Annotated in this window: 17 protein-coding genes; 7 read left to right on the top strand and 10 right to left on the bottom strand. The window is 66.6% G+C overall.

Going from position 1 to position 17,761, the window contains the following annotated elements:
- Nucleotides 1-5 precede the first annotated feature (5 nt).
- The 5 genes from I6U14_RS01240 to I6U14_RS18215 all read left to right on the top strand — a co-directional run bounded on the left by I6U14_RS01240 (nt 6) and on the right by I6U14_RS18215 (nt 4,888).
- The gene (locus I6U14_RS01240; RefSeq protein ID WP_296896214.1) at nt 6-275 is read left to right on the top strand and encodes an HPr family phosphocarrier protein; all 270 of its coding nucleotides are present in this window, start codon (nt 6-8) and stop codon (nt 273-275) included.
- Nucleotides 272-2,017, top strand: a complete 1,746-nt coding sequence (ptsP, locus tag I6U14_RS01235; protein ID WP_296896213.1) for a phosphoenolpyruvate--protein phosphotransferase — start codon at nt 272-274, stop codon at nt 2,015-2,017. Before I6U14_RS01240 ends, ptsP begins: the two co-directional genes overlap by 4 nt.
- A 130-nt stretch (nt 2,018-2,147) precedes the next feature.
- Complete coding sequence (mgtE, locus tag I6U14_RS01230) at nt 2,148-3,509, top strand: magnesium transporter (protein WP_296896212.1); 1,362 nt, start codon at nt 2,148-2,150, stop codon at nt 3,507-3,509.
- Between the two features lie 427 nt (nt 3,510-3,936).
- A complete protein-coding gene (locus I6U14_RS01225; protein WP_296896211.1) occupies nt 3,937-4,332 on the top strand; it encodes an H-NS histone family protein in 396 nt (131 codons plus the stop codon).
- A gap of 322 nt (nt 4,333-4,654) precedes the next feature.
- Nucleotides 4,655-4,888, top strand: a complete 234-nt coding sequence (locus I6U14_RS18215; RefSeq protein WP_367115607.1) for a BolA family protein — start codon at nt 4,655-4,657, stop codon at nt 4,886-4,888.
- A 107-nt stretch (nt 4,889-4,995) separates the two neighbouring features.
- Here I6U14_RS18215 and phoR read toward each other — a convergent pair whose 3' ends face one another.
- Both phoR and phoB read right to left on the bottom strand, forming a co-directional pair.
- The gene (gene phoR / locus I6U14_RS01215) at nt 4,996-6,324 is read right to left on the bottom strand and encodes a phosphate regulon sensor histidine kinase PhoR (RefSeq protein ID WP_296896208.1); all 1,329 of its coding nucleotides are present in this window, start codon (nt 6,322-6,324) and stop codon (nt 4,996-4,998) included.
- Between the two features lie 90 nt (nt 6,325-6,414).
- On the bottom strand, nt 6,415-7,095 hold the full coding sequence (gene phoB / locus I6U14_RS01210) for a phosphate regulon transcriptional regulator PhoB (RefSeq protein WP_296896206.1): 681 nt from the start codon (nt 7,093-7,095) through the stop codon (nt 6,415-6,417).
- Nucleotides 7,096-7,525: 430 nt separating this feature from the next.
- On the opposite strand from phoB, the gene I6U14_RS01205 reads away from it, so the two are divergent.
- Nucleotides 7,526-8,431, top strand: coding sequence for an MBL fold metallo-hydrolase (locus I6U14_RS01205; RefSeq protein WP_296896204.1), 906 nt, complete (start codon nt 7,526-7,528; stop codon nt 8,429-8,431).
- 49 nt (nt 8,432-8,480) lie between these two features.
- A complete protein-coding gene (locus I6U14_RS01200) occupies nt 8,481-9,065 on the top strand; it encodes an NUDIX hydrolase (protein ID WP_296896202.1) in 585 nt (194 codons plus the stop codon).
- Between the two features lie 13 nt (nt 9,066-9,078).
- On the opposite strand, the gene I6U14_RS01195 is transcribed toward I6U14_RS01200, so the two are convergent.
- The 8 genes from I6U14_RS01195 to I6U14_RS01160 all read right to left on the bottom strand — a co-directional run.
- A complete protein-coding gene (locus I6U14_RS01195; RefSeq protein ID WP_296896200.1) occupies nt 9,079-11,484 on the bottom strand; it encodes a sucrose synthase in 2,406 nt (801 codons plus the stop codon).
- A 242-nt stretch (nt 11,485-11,726) separates the two neighbouring features.
- Complete coding sequence (locus tag I6U14_RS01190; protein ID WP_296896198.1) at nt 11,727-12,620, bottom strand: PfkB family carbohydrate kinase; 894 nt, start codon at nt 12,618-12,620, stop codon at nt 11,727-11,729.
- Between the two features lie 132 nt (nt 12,621-12,752).
- Entirely contained in the window at nt 12,753-13,193 is a 441-nt protein-coding gene (locus I6U14_RS01185) for a DsrE family protein (RefSeq protein ID WP_296896196.1), read from the bottom strand.
- A 37-nt stretch (nt 13,194-13,230) separates the two neighbouring features.
- Nucleotides 13,231-14,058: a metal ABC transporter permease gene (locus I6U14_RS01180; protein ID WP_296896194.1), complete on the bottom strand. Its 828-nt coding sequence runs from the start codon at nt 14,056-14,058 to the stop codon at nt 13,231-13,233.
- Complete coding sequence (locus I6U14_RS01175; protein ID WP_296896192.1) at nt 14,049-14,738, bottom strand: ATP-binding cassette domain-containing protein; 690 nt, start codon at nt 14,736-14,738, stop codon at nt 14,049-14,051. Before I6U14_RS01175 ends, I6U14_RS01180 begins: the two co-directional genes overlap by 10 nt.
- Nucleotides 14,725-15,603: a metal ABC transporter substrate-binding protein gene (locus I6U14_RS01170; protein ID WP_296896189.1), complete on the bottom strand. Its 879-nt coding sequence runs from the start codon at nt 15,601-15,603 to the stop codon at nt 14,725-14,727. The genes I6U14_RS01175 and I6U14_RS01170 overlap by 14 nt, the downstream gene beginning before the upstream one ends.
- Nucleotides 15,604-15,665: 62 nt before the next feature.
- Nucleotides 15,666-17,360 carry a TonB-dependent receptor gene (locus I6U14_RS01165; protein ID WP_296896187.1) on the bottom strand — a complete coding sequence of 565 codons (1,695 nt, stop codon included), beginning with the start codon at nt 17,358-17,360 and terminating at the stop codon, nt 15,666-15,668.
- Between the two features lie 128 nt (nt 17,361-17,488).
- A partial coding sequence (locus I6U14_RS01160) for a hypothetical protein (protein WP_296896185.1) occupies nt 17,489-17,761 on the bottom strand: 273 nt, incomplete at its 5' end.

Below are 17,761 nucleotides of genomic sequence, written 5' to 3'. Positions count from 1 at the left end.
CTGCGATGATCAGCAAAGAGCTCGAAATCGTCAATCGGCTCGGCTTGCACGCGCGAGCAGCGGCCAAGTTCGTCAGCTGCGCGGGCGGCTTCGCAAGCGCAGTCGCCGTCGAGCGCAACGGCCGTCGAGTCAATGGCAAGAGCATTATGGGCGTCATGACCCTTGCCGCCGCCTTTGGCACCACGATCCAGGTAGAGGTGAGCGGCGCGGACGAGGAAGCCGCCATCGCGGCGCTGACGCAGCTCGTCGCCGACCGGTTCGGAGAGCCGGAATGACCCTGTCGCTCCATGGGGTCGGCATCGATGGGTCGCGCCCCGTGGCCATTGGTGATGCCTTCCTGCTGAGCCGGGAGCCGTCGCTGGCACCGGCGGAAATTCCGTCGCACGAGGTATCCAGGGAGCTTGAGCGCTTGGACGCGGCGCTGGCTTGCGCGCGTCGCTACCTCGAAGACGTCCGTGCGCAGATCCCGGCAGGCACACCCAAGCACATTGCCGATTTCATCGATGCGCACCTCCTGATGATGACGGATTCGGCGCTGGTGGATGCCACCCGCGATCTGATCCGCGAGCGCTCGGTGAACGCCAGCTGGGCATTGCAGTCGCAGCGCGACACGCTGGTGGAAATCTTCGACCGCATGGAAGATGCCTATCTGCGCACCCGCCGCGACGATGTGGACCACGTGGTGCGCCAAATTCAGCTCTTTCTCGGCAACAATGCAGACACAGACCTGCTTGCAGATGCCGACGTGGCTGGCCGCGTTATCGTCGCCGAGGATCTAGCCCCGGCCGACACCATCCTGCTGCGCCATCGGGGGGTCGCCGCGTTCGTGGTCGAGCATAGCGGGCCAATGTCGCACACCGCCATCCTGGCGCGCAGTCTGGATATTCCGGCTGTCATGGGGGTGCACCGGGCAGTGCAGCGCTTGCGCCAAGGCGAGCTGCTGGTAGTGGATGCGGAGACGGGCACGGTGCTCACGGAGCTTGAGCCGGAGATCCTCGAGCACTACCGAGGGCGGCTTGCGAGCTTCGATGCGCACCGCCGGGAGCTCCGGCGACTCGTACGCAAGCCCTCAGCCACCCGTGACAACGTACCCGTGGTTCTGCTTGCAAACCTGGAGCTGCCGGAGGATGTGTCGGCGGCCCGCGATAATGGTGCGGCGGGCGTTGGCCTCTATCGCACAGAGTTCCTCTACATGAACCGCGATGCGCTGCCGGACGAAGAGGAACATCTTGAGACCTATCTTGAAATCATCCGCGGCCTGGACGGGATTCCTCTCACCATACGCACCCTCGACCTGGGCGCCGACAAGCAAATCCCGGATACGAGATTCCACCCCGCCCGCAATAACCCCGCACTCGGCCTGCGCGCGATTCGTCTCTGCCTGCAGGAACCGGCGCTCTTCCTGCCGCAGCTGCGGGCCATCCTGCGCGCGTCGGCGCATGGACCCGTGCGGCTCATGCTCCCGATGATCTCTGGGATGGCAGAGGTCAACACCGTGCTCGGGCTCATCAACGACGCGCGGCGCCAGATGCGCCGGGATGGCCTCGCCTTCGATCCGCTCATGCCTGTCGGCGGCATGATCGAGGTGCCGGCGGCGGCACTGATGGCCGGTGCCCTGGCGCGGCGACTCGATTTCCTCTCTATCGGCACCAATGATCTTATCCAGTACACGCTCGCCATCGACCGCGTCGACGACACGGTGAGCTACCTCTACGACCCGCTGCATCCGGCAGTTATCCGGCTCATCAAGCACGTCATCGACGCCGCAGCCAGTACCCGGACCCGGGTCAGCATGTGCGGCGAGATGGCCGGCGAGCCCCGCTACACGCCGCTACTGCTCGGCCTTGGGCTGCGGGAGCTCAGCATGCAGCCAGGCTCATTGCTGGAGGTCAAGGACCGCGTGCGGCATTGCCATGTCGGCGCGCTGACCGACGCTGTCCGCGACCTCATGGACCAGCTGGATGAGATGCCCGGACAGGCGCTGCTGGACCAGCTGGAAGCCTGCTCCAACCGCTGACAGCGTTCTCCACGAAGGCATGCACCGCGCTGCGCTGCGGGCGCGGCAGTCGGGCTGCTAAACTGCGCGGCCGCCCGCGCAGGCGCCCTTGCGCCTGCCTTTCTCTATTGCCGCCGCCGTCGGAGCCGCCATGAACGCCGAAGCCATGACCGCCCCGGAGACAGACCGCCTCGACGCCCTGCATGCGGTGTTGAAGTCCGGCTCTGTGGTGAAGGCTACGCGCATGCTGAATGCTCTGCACCCGGCCGAAATGGCCCACGTGCTGCAATCCCTGCCCCCGCAGCAGCGCAAGGTGGTCTGGGGAATGGTGGACGACGAGGTCGAGGGCGAGGTGCTCCTCTACCTGAATGATGACCTGCGGGACGAGCTGTTACGGGATATGGCCCCCAGCCGGATTCTCGCAGCGCTGGATGGGCTGGAGACGGATGATCTCGCCGATCTGGTGCAGGACCTGCCGGCGACCATCACGCGCGAGGTGCTGCGCTCGCTCGACGAGCAGCGCCGCGAGCGCCTGGAGACTGCACTGGCCTTCCCGGAGGACACCGCGGGCGGCCTCATGAATACGGATATGGTGACCGTGCGCCCGGAGGTCACCCTGGATGTGGTCATGCGTTACCTGCGGCGGCTTAAGGAGGGCCTGCCCGATCTCACCGACAACCTCATCGTCGTCAATCGACAGGGCCGTTATCTGGGCGTGCTCTATCTCACTGATTTGCTCACCAACGATTTGGACGACTCCGTCGCCGAGGTCATGACGCTCCAGGTGCAGCCCATGCAGGCAACCCTGGACGCGCGTGACGTGGCCAACCGCTTCGAGCAGCTTGACCTCGTGTCGGCGCCTGTGGTCGATGAAGACGGGCTCTTGCTCGGCCGCGTCACGGTGGATGACGTCATGGATCTGATCCGTGAAGAGGCAGAGCATCAGTTCATGGGACAGGCCGGTCTCAGCGAAACGGAGGACATGTTCGCGCCGGTGCTCCTCAGCGCGCGTCGGCGGGCTTTGTGGCTTGGCGTCAACCTACTGACCGCCTTCCTCGCCGCCTGGGTCATCGGCCGTTTCGAAGCCACCATCCAGCAGGTCGTTGCGCTGGCCGTGCTGATGCCGGTGGTGGCCAGCATGGGCGGCATCGCGGGGACTCAGACCTTGACGCTTGCAATCCGTGGTATTGCGCTGGGTCATCTCAGCGCCAAGAACATGCGCTGGCTGCTGACCAAGGAGCTGGCTGTCTCAGTGATCAACAGCGTCGTCTGGTCATTGGTGGTGGCGGCCGTCGCATGGTACTGGTTCGGCAGTACCGATATCGCGCTCATCATCGCCGCCGCGATCACCATCAACCTGCTCGCCGCAACCTTCTCAGGTGCCCTGCTGCCATTGCTGCTCGATCGCCTCGGTATCGACCCGGCACTTGCTGGGGGTGTCATTCTGACGACGGTGACCGATGTTGTGGGTTTCCTCGCCTTTTTGGGGCTGGCGACCTTCTTTCTGCTCTGAAGGGAACGCAGCGGGTGCTGTAATCCCCCGCATACTGAGCCTGTCATGCCGACGCTCATTCCATGAATGGCGTGCAGCCTAGCAACGACTGATCCAGCCGGCAGCCAGGCTTGCCAGTACTATGCCGGGGTGGTTGGAGCAGTTTCTTCTCCATGGCGTCGATGAGCTTTGCATTGACCGAGGTGGCGCGTCAGACTGACGAGCACACGCAGCGCAACTTGACTTTTGACGGTGATGGTGGCTATTGACTTTTTTTTTGCTTGCTATAAAGTCTCGGCCACTTGTCGGCAACATCCGGAGCAAGCGTGCTCACTTTCGTTGTCGACTCCCAAAGGCTCACCGGTGTGTGCAAGGCGCAGCACAAGCGCCAACACACTCATCCCAGCACGCTTACCAATATTCAGTGCATTCGTAGTTGGAGGTTATTTTGGAGTACAAGAATCTCAGTGTTGAGGAGTTGCAGGCGCAGTTGCAGCAGGTCGAGCAAAGCAAGGTGGATCTCGAAAAGGCGCTCTATCAGCGCTGGCACGAGGCCAAGGCGGAGCTTGCTCAGGAAATACGGCAGTTGGTCGAAAGCCGCGGCTACGATGTGGACGAAATCCTGGATCTGGTCGCTCCGAAGCGTCGTCGTGCCACGGCTGCCAAGAAGGGCAACCGCAACTACGTCCGCTACGTTGATCCGGAAAATCCCGAGAACGTGTATGTTCGTGGCGTCCTTCCCAAATGGATGAAGGAAAAGATGTCGGCGCAGGGTTACGACCCGTCCGTCAGGGAGGATCGTGAGGCGTTCAAAGCCAATTATCTGCAGGCCCTCAAAGACTGACCCCAGTCAGCCCGCCGCGCGCGCAGTCTGTCAGCGCCGCAGCTATCAAGTCACCTAGATCTCCGGTCGCCACCGCGGCGGGCCGGAGATCTCTGGCGTTGGGCGCCGCCCGCGTCGACCGAATTTCCTCCCGCCCGCGGCGACCTGTGCAGGCGAGACTGTACGGCACAGACCTGCTTGCATGGGCGCGCCGCCGCTACCATCGCGGAGCTGTGATCTGAGAGTGCGAGGCGCGCTTGGAGCCGCGCTCCACCTGCCCCATGTTGCGATCTCGACAGCGGCGGACGGCCGCCGCCACCACCGCAAAGCGAGACAATACTCCATGGAGCCAGAAGCAGTCGCAGCCCTCATCCGCGCCGGTCTCCCAGGTGCTGAGGTTTCAGTCACCGGTGACGGTGCGCATTTCGAGGCCGTCGTCGTGAGCAACGCCTTCGACGGTCTGACGCCCATCAAGAAGCAGCGCATGGTTATGGATACCGTGAAGCCGCAGATCGCCAGCGGCGAGCTGCATGCGCTGTCCATCAAGGCCCTGACCCCTTCTCAAGCGAGCGGCTAAACAGCGCTGCAAAGCCGGCCGACAGGGGCGCGCTGCAGGAGTGTGACGTGGCCGTTGCTGTGGCGCCGCCTGAAGCAAGCACGCTGCCGAATGCCGGCACGGCGTCTCTAGAGCGCCTGCGCCGAATGCGGTTGCTGCTGGCGCCTGAGTCGGCTCTCCGGCGGAAAACGGCAGGTAAAAGTACTGCCGCTGCCGGGCTCGCTCGCGATGCTCAGGACGGCGCCGTGATGATTTAGGACGTGTTTAACGATGGCGAGCCCAAGTCCGGTGCCGCCAGATTCCCGTGAGCGCGCTTTGTCCACGCGGTAGAAACGTTCGGTGACTCGCGGGATATGCTCAGGGTCGATTCCGGGGCCGTCATCTGCGACACGGAATACCGGACCGGCCGAGTCATCCTCCCAAGCCACATGGACATGGCTGCCGGCGGGCGTATGCTTGACTGCGTTGAAAACCAAGTTCGAGACAGCGCTGCGCAGCTCGGACTGGTTGCCGATCAGCATCAGATCTCGGTCGAGATCTAAGGCGATCTCGTGGCCGCCGTTACTCAGCGTGCGGGCGTCTGCCACAACTTGGTCGATCTCCTGCGGCATATTCACGGTCGCCACGTTGCCCGCCGTGTCCTCCAACTCCAGCCGTGACAGCGTCAGCAGATCCTCGATGATGCTGCGCATGCGGTTGGTCTGCTTCTCCATCAAGCTTAGCGGCCGGCGATGCGGCTCAGGCGTCAGCGCAGAGCTCGCGAGGTTCTCGACGAAGCCCGCAATGACGGTCAGCGGTGTGCGCAGCTCGTGGGAAGCATTGGCCACGAAGTCCCGCCGGATCATGTTGAGGTGGAAGATCTTCGTGATGTCCCTGCCCACCACTAGACGCTGACGCTTACGCTCGCCGAAGGGTGCCACCCGGATGGAGAGCATGGTGGACTGGTCGTGCTCTGCGGCCACCTCCAGGGGGCGGCCATAGTCGCCCGTATCCAGGTAGTCGCGGAGACCACTTTGGTTGCAGACCTCGGTGAGGAGCCGTCCCTCGTGCTCGGGCCAATTCACACCGAGCAATATGGCGGCGGCGGGGTTCGCCCATTCGATGCGCTGACTCTTACTAAGCACCACGAGGGCGTCCGGCACCGAATTGGCCGCCTCACGGAAGCGCCGCTGAAAGCGGAGCTGGCGCTTGCGACCCTTGCGTGAGCGCTGCTGGTAGCGCCCAACGGCGCGATAGAGCTCGCCCCACAGGCCGAGAGGGAAGGGCGGTGCCAGCCGATGCTGACGCTGAATGAACCGGGCCAGCCGCCAGAGCAGGTAGATGTGGCGGGCCAAATAGACCGCGATCACCAAGAGCAGCGCTTGCGCCAGCGCCATACCAACCAGGTGCAGCATGCCTGCCAGCAAAACACCGGCGAGCAGCACGCTGAGCTCGAAGCCGACGGCCCCCGCGCGCATCTCAGCCGTGGCTCCGCGGCCGTGCGGGGTGGGTTTCCGTCGTCGGCTCGGGCCTGATCGGCGGAGGGTCTGCGGCGGTGTGCGGCGTCCTCACTTGCCGGAGAACCGATAGCCCACGCCGCGCACGGTTTGCAACAGGTTTTCGTGCCCTGTCTGTTCCAGCGCTTTGCGCAGTCGGCGCACATGGACGTCCACCGTGCGCTCCTCCACGTAGACTCGGTCGCCCCAAACCTGGTCCAGCAACTGTGAGCGGCTGAAGGCGCGGTCGGCATGGGTCATGAAGAAGTGCAGCAAGCGGTACTCCGTGGGTGCGATCTCGATGGGCTTGCCATTGGCGCTGACGCGGTGACTCACGTTGTCGATGGTGAGCCCCGCAATCTCGATCTCGTCGGCGATCTCGCCCGGTTTGGCACGCCGCAGCACCGCATTAACCCGCGCAACCATCTCCCGCGGTGAGAAGGGCTTCGTGATGTAGTCATCGGCACCGGTATCGAGTCCCTTAATGCGGTCCTCTTCCTCGCCGCGTGCCGATATCATGATGATGGGCACGCTGCGGGTCTTCGGATTCTGTTTTAGCTGCTCGGCGAGCTCCAGGCCGGAGCGTCCCGGCAACATCCAGTCCAGCAGTACCAGATCTGGCTGCTCGGCGAGGAGCTTGCGTGCATCGTCTGCGTGGCCCGCTTCGAGCACGCGAAAGCTGCTTTCTTCCAGCGCAAAACGAATCACTTCCCGGATATCGGGCTCGTCGTCGACGATCAGTACCGTGGCCATGTCGCTCCCGTACAAGCTGATGCCGTGTCGGCAGCGGATTTTATTGCCGGCCCGTTACGGATAGGTTACCTGCGGCTCTTGGCCACGATGAGCGCGCCGCAACCTCCCTGTCATCTCCGCCCAGTATGCTTCCCAAAGTAGCCGAAACCCAGGGGGCGGGATGACACACGCCACGCTTGCCGGGGCACCCAGCGGCCTCGCCGGGGTCTCAGCCATCGATGACGTGTAAACCGGCCCCATCTAACCTAGGGTGAGACTGACTTCCGGGGCATTTTGCCCAAAAATCAGACGGAGCCGGGCTTGTGCAGAGGTTGGGCGGTTTCCCGGCTCCCTCATTTTCAGCGACTTGCGTCGCCGAAAATGGCGGGGCGTCCTGCCCCGCACGGGAAGCACCAATAAATCGGCGCTTCCCTAGGTCATCGGGCAGGTAATGGTCTCCTACGCATTTCCGGCCCGACTTCAGATCCCGCCGCAGCGGGACGAGCGCGCTTACCGCCGCAAGCTGTTTCAACCCATGATGGACCTCGCTCTGAATTTCCTTGGCGTGGGCAATGCCCGCGCCCTGTCGCTCGGCTCCTCCGCCGCCGTGCTCGAGATGGCTGGCGCGCCGGAGCTGCTTATCGACTGTGGCCCGGCGACGCTCGATGCGTTCACGGCGACTTACCGCCGGTTGCCCCCTGCGCTGTTTATCACCCATGCGCATTTGGACCACATCGGCGGGCTTGAGGGGTTGTACTACAAGCTCGCCACCGGTCCAGCGACGGCGCCGGTCAAGCTCTACGTGCCGGTACCGCTGCTTCCGACCCTGCAGCGACGCTTGGCGGACTATCCGAATCTGCTGGCGGAGGGTGGCAGCAATTTCTGGGACGTCTTTCAATTGGTGCCGGTCTCCGAGAGCTTCTGGCACCGCCAGCTGCAGTTCAGCGTCTTTCCGGTGCGCCACCATCAGCACTTGTCAGCGTTTGGGCTGGCCCTGGAAGGCCTTTTTCTGTTCAGCGGGGATACGAGGCCGATCCCGGAAATCCTGAATCGCTATGCGGCCCGCGGCGAGTGGATCTTCCACGACTGCGCTCTACGCAGCAATCCGTCCCACACCGGGCTGGAAGACCTGCGGCGCGAATATAAGCCGGAGCAGCTCGTGCGAATGGTCCTCTACCACTACGAATCGCCGGAGGCGGGTACGGAGCTCGCCGCGCAGGGTCTGCGCATTGCACGCTCCGGCGAGCGCTTTGCGCTGGAACAGCGGCCCAGGCGTATGGCGCCTGTGGTGCAGGATGGCCACGACGAGACGGCCGCCGCGGCACCTTCGTCACTACCCGATGCCGTAGGCTGGTAGCATGGGGCTGCGTCTCGCAACCTTCCCCCACGGGACGCAGGAGGTCCCTATGGCGCCTATCGACACTCCCGCCACTGATCTCGGCGCCGACGAGAACCGCCGTACTGTGTTTCAGGGCAAGGTGGTGGACGTCGGTCTGGAGCGCGTGCGCTTGCCCACTGGCCGTGATGTGGAATTGGAGGTCATCCGCCATCCCGGTGGCGCCGCCGCCGTCGCGATCGACGACCACGGACGGGTCTGCCTGCTGCGGCAGTATCGCCATGTGGCCGGTGGCTGGCTTTGGGAGCTGCCGGCGGGCAAGATCGATGTCGGCGAGCCGCCGGCGGCAACAGCCGAGCGGGAACTGGCCGAAGAGGCGGGTCTGGTGGCCGCCAGCTGGGCCTCGCTCGGGCGCATGCACTCATCCCCCGGTGTCTTCGCCGAGGTGATCCATCTGTTTCTGGCCCAGGGACTGAGCGAAGTGGACCTGGGCCACGAGGCGGACGAGGTCATTGAGGTGCACTGGCTGCCACTGGCAGACGCAATCGCTCGTTGCGCCGACGGAACCATCACCGATGCCAAGACGTTGATCGGCCTCTACCGCGCCGAAGCCCTGCTGCGCACGGGCGCAGCCGAGGCGGCGGGACCGGGCTGACACTGCCCCGGTCTCAGCTCTCCATCGCCGCCGCCAGCGGCCGATACTGGAGCCCGTAGAGCATCTCCAAATATCGCCGGGTCTCGGCGCGCTCCAGGTCTGTGACATATTTCCAGAAGCCGTAGACGCGGGCCAGGGTCATCATGCGTTCTGCATAGCGCCGCCAGGTGTAATGCGCTTCGACGCGGGCGAGTGCAGCGTCGGACAGCGCCTGCCAGTGGCTCGGGTTCTCGCCGCATCGGCGGAAGAAGTCGGCGATGGTCTCGGCGGAGGCGTCGCCGTGATTCGGGTCGATGTGGAAGCCCGAGACCCCGTCCTCGATGATCTCCAGCGGCCCGCCGAAGCAGGTGGCGAAGGTGGGCACACCGCAGCTCATCGCCTCGATGACCGTGAGTCCGAAGGCCTCGAACAGCGCCGGCTGCACGAAGGCACCGCGGCGGTCGGCAATGTAACGATACAGCTCTCCCGCCAGCTGCTTTTCCAGATGGATGCCGAGCCAACGAACCTGCCCGTCGAGTCCGTGCTCGCCCATCAGATGATGCATGATCCCGATCTGCTCGCGCTCCTCGTCGTCACCCGAGCACCCGGCATCCACATGGCCGCCGACCACCACCAGGTCCACAAGCTCCCTGAGCGCAGGTGAGCGCCCGTACCAGTCCACCAGCCCGGTGATATTCTTGATGCGGTCCAGACGCGCCATGGTGAACAGCAGCGGCTTGTTCCGTGCCGCCAGCACGCCGCGGGTCTCGCCGGGGCGCTCGCCGCCGTAGATCAGGTCCTCGATCTCGGGATGCAGGTGGGTGAGGCGCCGCTCCTCATCGGTATACGGGAAATAGATGTCCTCGTTGGCCCCCGGCGAGACGATGTTGAACTTGGGGTCATAGACATCCACGCCGGCGACCACCCGGAACAGCCCGGGCATGGTGAAGCGGGCGTAACTCTCGTATTGGCCGACGCTGTCGTCGGTGCCGGCGATCTCCTGGTAGGTGCTGGTGATGATGAAGTCCGCCGTGTTCATCGCGATCAGGTCCGCGGTGAACTGGGCGGAGAAGTGATAGCGGTCCTCGTTGTCCCGCCAATAGAGGTCCGAGAACAGATACTTGGTCTTCTCCAGCGCATGGGCAATATTGCATTGGCTCACGTTGAGCCGCTGCGACATGAGTGATGCCACAAGATTGCCGTCTGAATAGTTGCCGATGATCAGGTCCGGGCGGCCGCCCAGCTCCGCCAGCAGCTCACGCTCCGCATCTAACGCATAGCGCTCCAGATAGGGCCAGATGTGGAAGCGAGAGATCCAGTGAGGCATCTCCTCGCCGGCGGCATTGCGAAACGGCACCCGCAAGATGGCCGCGTTGCGGGTGCCTGCGATGGGCTCCAGGCGCTGGTTGCAGAGCGTCCCCTCGGCCTCTGGGATCAGGCGCGTCAGCACCATCACCCGTGGCTCGATGTCGATACCCTGCTCCGCCAGACGCCGGTGCATCTCGCGCTCCAGTGCCCGCACCTGGTCCAGGATATAGACCACTTGCCCGCCGGTGTCCGGGCGCCCCAGCACATTGGACTGGCCGAACCAACCGTGGGGCGACAGGATGGCGATTGAGAAGATCATGGGGACCCGCCCCAGGAACTCCTCCAGCGCCCGGGGTGAGGGCGCCTCTAGGATGTCCAGCAGGAGTCCCATGGTGTCGCGGATGCGCTCTACGTCCGCCCCCCAGCCGGCCTCGAAGCCGTGGCTGCGGAGTTCTGCGGCGACGTCTTCATAGGGCGTGTGCGTGGGCCGGCGGCGCAGCGGGATCAGCATCTGGCGGAGCGCGTTGCGCAGCTCCGCGACGCTCGTGATGCTGTCGTTCAGCATCAACTGCTGGCCGCGGTAGCTGTGCATGCGAAGGAAATTCAGCAGGCGCTGGTCGCCCTTGCCTATCTCCTCGAACAGGCGGCTGGACAGTCGGCGGTTCAGGAACTCGACCCCGCGGCCGATGGAGCTCGACTCCTTGAGCTTGTACTGATCCCGATAGAAGGGCGCCAGATCGATCTCCAGGCCGAAGGGATCCTCGTGTCCGCCGGTGGCCAAATGCTCCTTGAAAGACAAGTACTCCCCGACGCTCACCTGCTGGAGATCCATGGCCTCCAGGTGGATGCGAAGATAATCCCAGCGCGCTACCCGCCGGCGCAGCGCCAGATAGATCCAGGAGGCATCGATGGCCGCCTCCTCGCATTGGTGCAGCGCACGCGCGAGCGCGGTGTCAGCGAGCGCCGGCTCATCGGCACACAGATAGTCGACAGCATCGGTCAGGTCGCTGCGCAGCAGAAACGGCCGGTTGAGGCCGATGATGTGGTGCAGCACCCGGTGCGCCTGGCTGCGGTGCTCCTGAAGAAACGCTGCCAGTGCCGGAATACGGGCATTCGGAATTTCAGTCTCCATCGGCATGACTCCGGTGGATATTGCAGCCGGGCACATGCCCGGCCGCGCGATCCCGAGCCCGGTCGAGCCAAGCTCAGGCGGGCCATCGGGATCTAAAGCGGTATCGGTAACGCGAGCGATGTCGGGACCGGGCTCGGCATCGACGCATCTATGGACGACGAGACCCGCACTGAGCCCACCACAGAGACTTCAACCGGCCCCGGAACAGCACCGGCACGGGCCACCGGCGGCGGCCACTCTCGCTAGACGCTCCCCCAAAGCTCGCTGAAGTTGGCGTAGAAGGCAGGATCGTCGATGGTGGCGCCGCGCCGCCCGACGATGGCCGATGCGAAGCCTTGAGCGCGCTCTAGCGTGTCGCCCACGGACCACCCCCGCAGCAGCCCCAGGATGAGCACAGCGGCAAATCCGTCGCCTGCGCCGACGGCGTCCACGACCTGGACACCGGCACCGGGACTCACCCGGTCCAGCGTGCCGTCGGTGTCGAGGGCGAAGGCGCCGGCGGCGCCGAGGGTGCCATAGACGCGCTCCAACCCATGACGCTCCATGAGCGCGGCGGCATGGGATTCCGGGCTGTCGCCGGCTGGGGCGAGCCGGGCCAGCTCGTCCTCGTTCAGCTTCACCCACCGGGCGGCGTCGAGCAGGGCCTGCACCTGCGCCTCGGACCACCACGGCGGGCGCAGGTTCACGTCCAGGAATACAGCGTCGGTGTCCTCACGCAGGCGCTTGAGCGCCGCCGCGGAGCCCGCCTTCCGCAGCGCGAGCGTCCCGTGGTACAGCAGCTCGCCGCCCGGGCGCGTCGGCAGCGCCGCAGCGTCAATGAAATCGTAGGCGCTGCCGGCGACGATGTCATAGCTCGGCTCGCCGCCCGCAAGCGTCACCTTCACCCGGCCGGTGGGGTGCTGTGGGTCGTGCTGCAGGCCCAGGGTGGTCATGCCCTGCTGCTGCATGGCCGCTTCGATGCGCGCCCCCAGGGCGTCCTCGCCAACGCGGCTCACGAACACTGGGCCGGCGCCGAATGCCGCCAGGTGCCAGGCGACGTTGAAGGGCGCGCCGCCCAGCACCTCGGCGCCGTCGGGGAAGCAGTCGAACAGCGCCTCGCCGAAGACGACGGGCGCCCGGGTCGGGTCGAAGGGCATGGAAACACCTCGGGTGGCAGGTCAGCGGATGATGCTAGGGACGCCGCCCTGGTGCTGCAAGGGGGGCCGGCAACACGGCTGCAGGCTTTGGCCCCCGCAGCGGCGCTGGCCGACTGTGCGCTCAGCCCGTGCTCACCAAGTGAGCGTACGGGTATCGGGTGCGAAGAGTGCGCCGCCGGTGAGCGTCGGATTGCCCACGTTCAGGCCCTCCAGCAGATCCGCCTCGGTGACGCCGTAGTGCTGCATGCACATGGGGCAGACGATGACCTTAGCGCCTGCAGTGACCAACTCGCCGATGATCTCCTGATGCAGACCGAAGCGCTCGCCACCCTGCTTGGCGGCGATAAACACGCCCCGGTCATTCAGGAAGACCGTCAGCGGATGTCCGAGCTCAAGCTGCTTTTGGCCGAAATGCAGCGCCATGTGTGCGCGGTGTGGATCATCGGTGACCAGATTGATAAACAGCGGCGCACCGTCGGCTGTCTCGTCGGCAGCGGTGACGGTTGCGGAGGCTAGGATCAAGGCTACCACCAGGAGCAGCAGGCCGTGAAAGCGCAAGGGGGCTGAGGTCATGGCTTCGAAATCTCCATTGTCAGGGTTGGCTCATGGGTCAGGCACGCCGCTGCGGGCGCTGGCCGTGCCGCAGAGATCGTGCGCAGCGCCGGGCGGAGGTGCCCGTGGCGGCGGCCAACAATACCGCCACGAGCACCGGCGAGAAGGGCTGATCCAACACCAGCGCTCCCGCGAAAGCGACGACGTAGCAGACGCAGCCGAGCATCGTGCACCACACCAGACTCGAGCGCCAGCTTGCCGCGACACGAAAACCGATCCAGGCGGGCACCAGCACCAGCGCGAAGGCGGCCATGAGCCCCATGCTCGCGGTGCCCGCCGCCATGCCGGCCGCCGCCAGCAGGTCGAAGCCCAGGTGCCAGCGCCGCGCGGGCAAGCGATTGGCCGCATCGTGCTGCGGCAGCAGGCGGGCGCGCAGCAGGCGCGGGATCAGCCAGGGCAGGGTGATGGCCGCCGCCAACCCCAGCGCGACGGCTGCCGTCAGATCGGCGGGCCCGGCGAAGTAGAGCTGACCCTCGATCAGCGCGTGGCCCAGCTGCTCGCCCAGGGCCGTGTTGGCGCCGACGAGCAGCAGCGCGGCCCAGCCGCCGAGGATCATGAAGCCGTAGACGGCATTACCGCGGGCACCGCCGGCCCCTTTGGCGACGGCGCCACCCGCAGCGGCGGTGAGGCCGCCCACCACGGCGGGCAGGCCCGCGGCGAGCCCGAGTAGGGCGCCGGCGGCGGCCAGGTGGGCATAGCCGAGCGCCGCGAGCCATTCTTCCCGCAGCATCAGCAGTGCCCCCAGCAGCGGCAGCACGCCGGCGAGCAGCAGGCCGACGACGAAGGGCAGGCGGAAGATCGGGTCGGCGAGCGCGCTCAGGTCCATTCGACATCGCCTGCTGTCCGCGCCGCCGCGTGCCCGCGCTCTGCGGCCAGCGCGCCGCCTGCGTCCAGTGCCAGGATGCGGCTGCAATGGGCCTCCAGGAAGGCGCGCTCGTGGCTCACCAGCAGCACCGCGCGGTCCGCACGCCGCGCGGCGAGCATCTCGGCCAGCACTGCGGTGTGGACCGGGTCCAGATTGTTGGTGGGCTCGTCGAGCAGCACCAGGCCCGCGGGGCCGGCGAGCGCCGCCCAGACACAGAGCAGCTGGTGCTGGCCGCCGCTGATGCGGTCGAGGCGTTGCGGCAGCAGCGCCGCCAAGGTCGGCGGCAGGCCGGCCGCTTGCGGGTCTGCGCCGGCGACAGCGAGGAGCTCGCGGCCCGTTACCGGCAGCGGGTCGAGCCGCACCGGTGCCTGCGGCTGCACCGCGATGCCCACGCCGGGCGTCAGCCGCAGGCGCCCGCCGAAGCGGTGCGCCTGCCCGGCGATGGCGGCGAGCAGCGTGGACTTGCCGCTGCCGTTGGCACCCCAGATGCCTACCACCTCTCCGCGGGCGAGGGCGAGCGACACCGGACCCACCACCGGCCGCCGCCAGCCGGCGACCAGGCCCTCAAGCTCCAGCACGGCACCCGGCGGCTGGCCGTCGGCGGGCGACGGCTCCCGGAACAGCCGGTCAGGCGCCGGCAATGGCGCTCACCCAACGGTCGATGTGCTGTAGGTAGCCGTCGCCGTCGGCGTTCACCGGCGGCGACAGCGGCAGGGGCTCCACCGGCCAGCCCAGCTCACGGCCCAGCTTGCGCGGGCCCTTCGGCGAGTGGTGTGGCGCATGGATGATCACGCCGTCACGCCCGCTGAGCTTGCCGGCCAGCGCCCGCAGGTCCCGCCCGCTCGGCGGCACGCCCGGCACCGGCTCGATGGTGCCGAGCAGGGGCACGTCGAAGCGCTCCAGCAGGTAGACGGCATCGCGGTGATAGAGCACGGCGCCGGGCGCGCCCGCGAGCTCGGCCTGCCACTGCGGCAGCCGCTGCTCGACCGTCTCCGCGAAGCGCCGGGCATTCGCGCGATAGCTCGCGGCATTGCCGGGATCCAGCCGGGCCATGCGCGCCCCCAGCGCCTCGGCTACCTGCGCCATGCGCACCGGGTCTAGGTCCACGTGCGGGTTACCCGCCGGGTGCACGTCGCCCATGGCCCGGTCCGCCGGGCCGCCGACGTCCAGCAGCGGCACCTGGGCCGCGGCCTCGAAGTAGCCCTCGCGCCCCGGCAGGATGTCCGGGTTGGCGGCGCTCGCCGACGCCGCCGGCAGCCAGCCCATTTCCAGCTCGGCGCCCACGGCCACCAGCAGGTCCGCGCCGCGCAGCGCCCGGATCATGCTCGGCTTGGCCTGCAGCGCGTGCAGGTCCCGATCCGGCCCCGCCAGCACCGTCAGCTGCGCCGACGGTGCCACCGCCCGCACCAGCGCGCCCATGCTCGGACTCGTGGCCACCACATCCAAGGCCAGCACCGGCGTCGCCAGCAGCAGCCAAGCCGCTACACCCATCATCCATCTCTTCATGACATCACCTCGGTTCCAGGTTCACATTGGGCGAGCACTTCCTCGCCCCTCAGCCCTCAGCCCTAGAATTCATGCGCCCCATGACTCCCTAGGCTCATCAGGAATTGCAGGTAGAAGGCGCTGAACTGCTCCCGCTCCTCCCCATGCTCGTCTTCCCCCACGAGGATGTCGTTGTAGGCGTACTGCGCCCGCAGCTGTGAAAACTCCGAAAGGTTCCAGGTGACATTGGCCGTCCAGCGGTCTGAGCTGCCGAAGCTCTCGCTGCGTCCGCCGCTGACCTTGTTGGTGAGCCCGAGGATGTCGTAGCGCAGGCCGGCCTTCCACTTCGGCAGGAAGCCGTAGGTGGCTTGGGCATAGAGACCGTCGGTGGTGTAGGTGCGGTTGCTGCCGATGCGCTCGGGATGGGCGCTGGAGCGGATGGTCAGGTCCTTGCTGGAGCGCAGGTACTCGCTCTGGAAGGTGAAGTCGCCCTGGCCGTAGGCGCCGGGGGCGTCGTATTTGTACACCAGATCGATGCCCCAGAGGTCGGCGTCGCCGGCGAGGCCCGTCTCATGCAGCTCCTCGGTGATGCCGTCGGTGTGGACGTGCATGTGCTCGTCTGCGTGCCCGTCTTCATGTGCGTGCTCCTCCTCATGCGCATGCTCGTCTTCGTGGGCATGATCCTCCTCGTGCGCATGCTCATCCGCATGGGTCTCCACCATGTGAGTGTGCGTCTCCATGGCCTGGTGCTGGGTGGCGTGTGCATAGGACACGCCGATCTGCAGCGCATGGTTGCGGCCGAGCTCCGGTGCCACCTTCGCAAAGGCGGTGAAAAGCCGGGGCCCCGAGTCCGTGTCGCCCAGGTTCAGCTCGGTCTGCTCCGTCTCGCCCAGCGTGGCCCCGAAGACCTCTTGGTCGCCCTGCAGCGCCTCGGCGCCCAGCAGGGTATAGACGGGCAGCTCCGGCAGCCAGGTGAGCTGCACGCCGGTGTCCTGAATGCCGTGGAACCCCAGCAGGTTCAGATAGGGCAGGTTCTGGTCGACGAAGTCCCACTGGTGTGGGTGCTGGTTGTTGATGTAGCCGAAATCGCTCAGGAACTTGCCGCCTTTGACCCGCAGACCGTAGGGCAGGGAACGGGTCTGGAAATAGGCCTCTTCGAGGGTGACGTCGCCGTCGCCGCTGACGGTGATATAGCTCGCTGCATCGAAATACGGGTCAACAGTGGCGCTGAAATAGAGCTCTGCCGAGCGCAGGTTGAAACCGGGCTCCGCGACCGCGTGCGCATGGCCGCCGTCGGCATGCGCATGGCCGTCCGCGCCATGGTCGTGGTCGTGCCCATAGCCACCGCCGGCCTGGAAGGCCTCGCCCACCAGCGCGGCGCCGTTTCCGTCCTCGGTATCGTCTTGGTAGTAGTTGCCGTCCAGGATCACCGAAATCTGCGGGTTGAAGGCGGTGCCCGAGGTCACCGCGTCGAACAGCCCGGCGCTGCGGCTGCCCGCGGGCACCTGGCCGGTTGCCTGGCCCTGGCTGCGCAGCACGCGCGGCGCCGTCATGGGCAGCGACAACGCATCGGCACCGGCCGCCTGGCGCGCCACCTCGGCGGCCTGCTCGGCATCGGACAGGCGGGACTCCAAGGCCCGGATACGGCCTTCGTATTGGCTGCGCATGGCGTCGAGCTCTGCGCGCAGTGCGTCGATGTCGGCATCGCCGGCGGTCACCGCGGCGGCGGGTGTGAGCAGGGCGCCGAGCAAGGCGCCCCGCACGAGGGGCTGGTTCATGTGTGCACTCCGATGGGACAGGGGCCGTCCACCGCGCCGCCATGGCGCCTGCGGGCGCCGTGAGCGCGGCACGATCTCGTTCGACTGGGCGGGCTCTGCGGGCGGCTCAGCGCCGCCGCTGGCCAGGCTCAGGTCGCGTCGGCGGCCGGCGGCGCCCGGGGGAGGTGCGGATTGAAGGGGACCGGGAGTGCGGGGCGGGTGAGCGCGTCCGCCCGGTGCAGGGGCGCAACGGCGCTGCCTGCCATCTCCGGCGGGGCCTCTGCGAGCGCGGCGCCCAGGGGTGCGCCGGCCAGACAGACCTCGCACAGGTCGTCGTCCGCGTGCGCCAGGTGCTCGATGCCCTTTCCCCCGAGCCGTGCATGCCCCCCCCCCACGGCCCCGGGCAGCCCCCCGGCACCGGA

Origin of the sequence: Thiohalocapsa sp. (assembly GCF_019695415.1) — a bacterium.
Classification (GTDB): Bacteria; Pseudomonadota; Gammaproteobacteria; order Chromatiales; family Chromatiaceae; genus Thiohalocapsa.
Note: the sequence above shows the minus strand (reverse complement) of the source record. Positions and strands in the feature narration are given on the sequence as shown.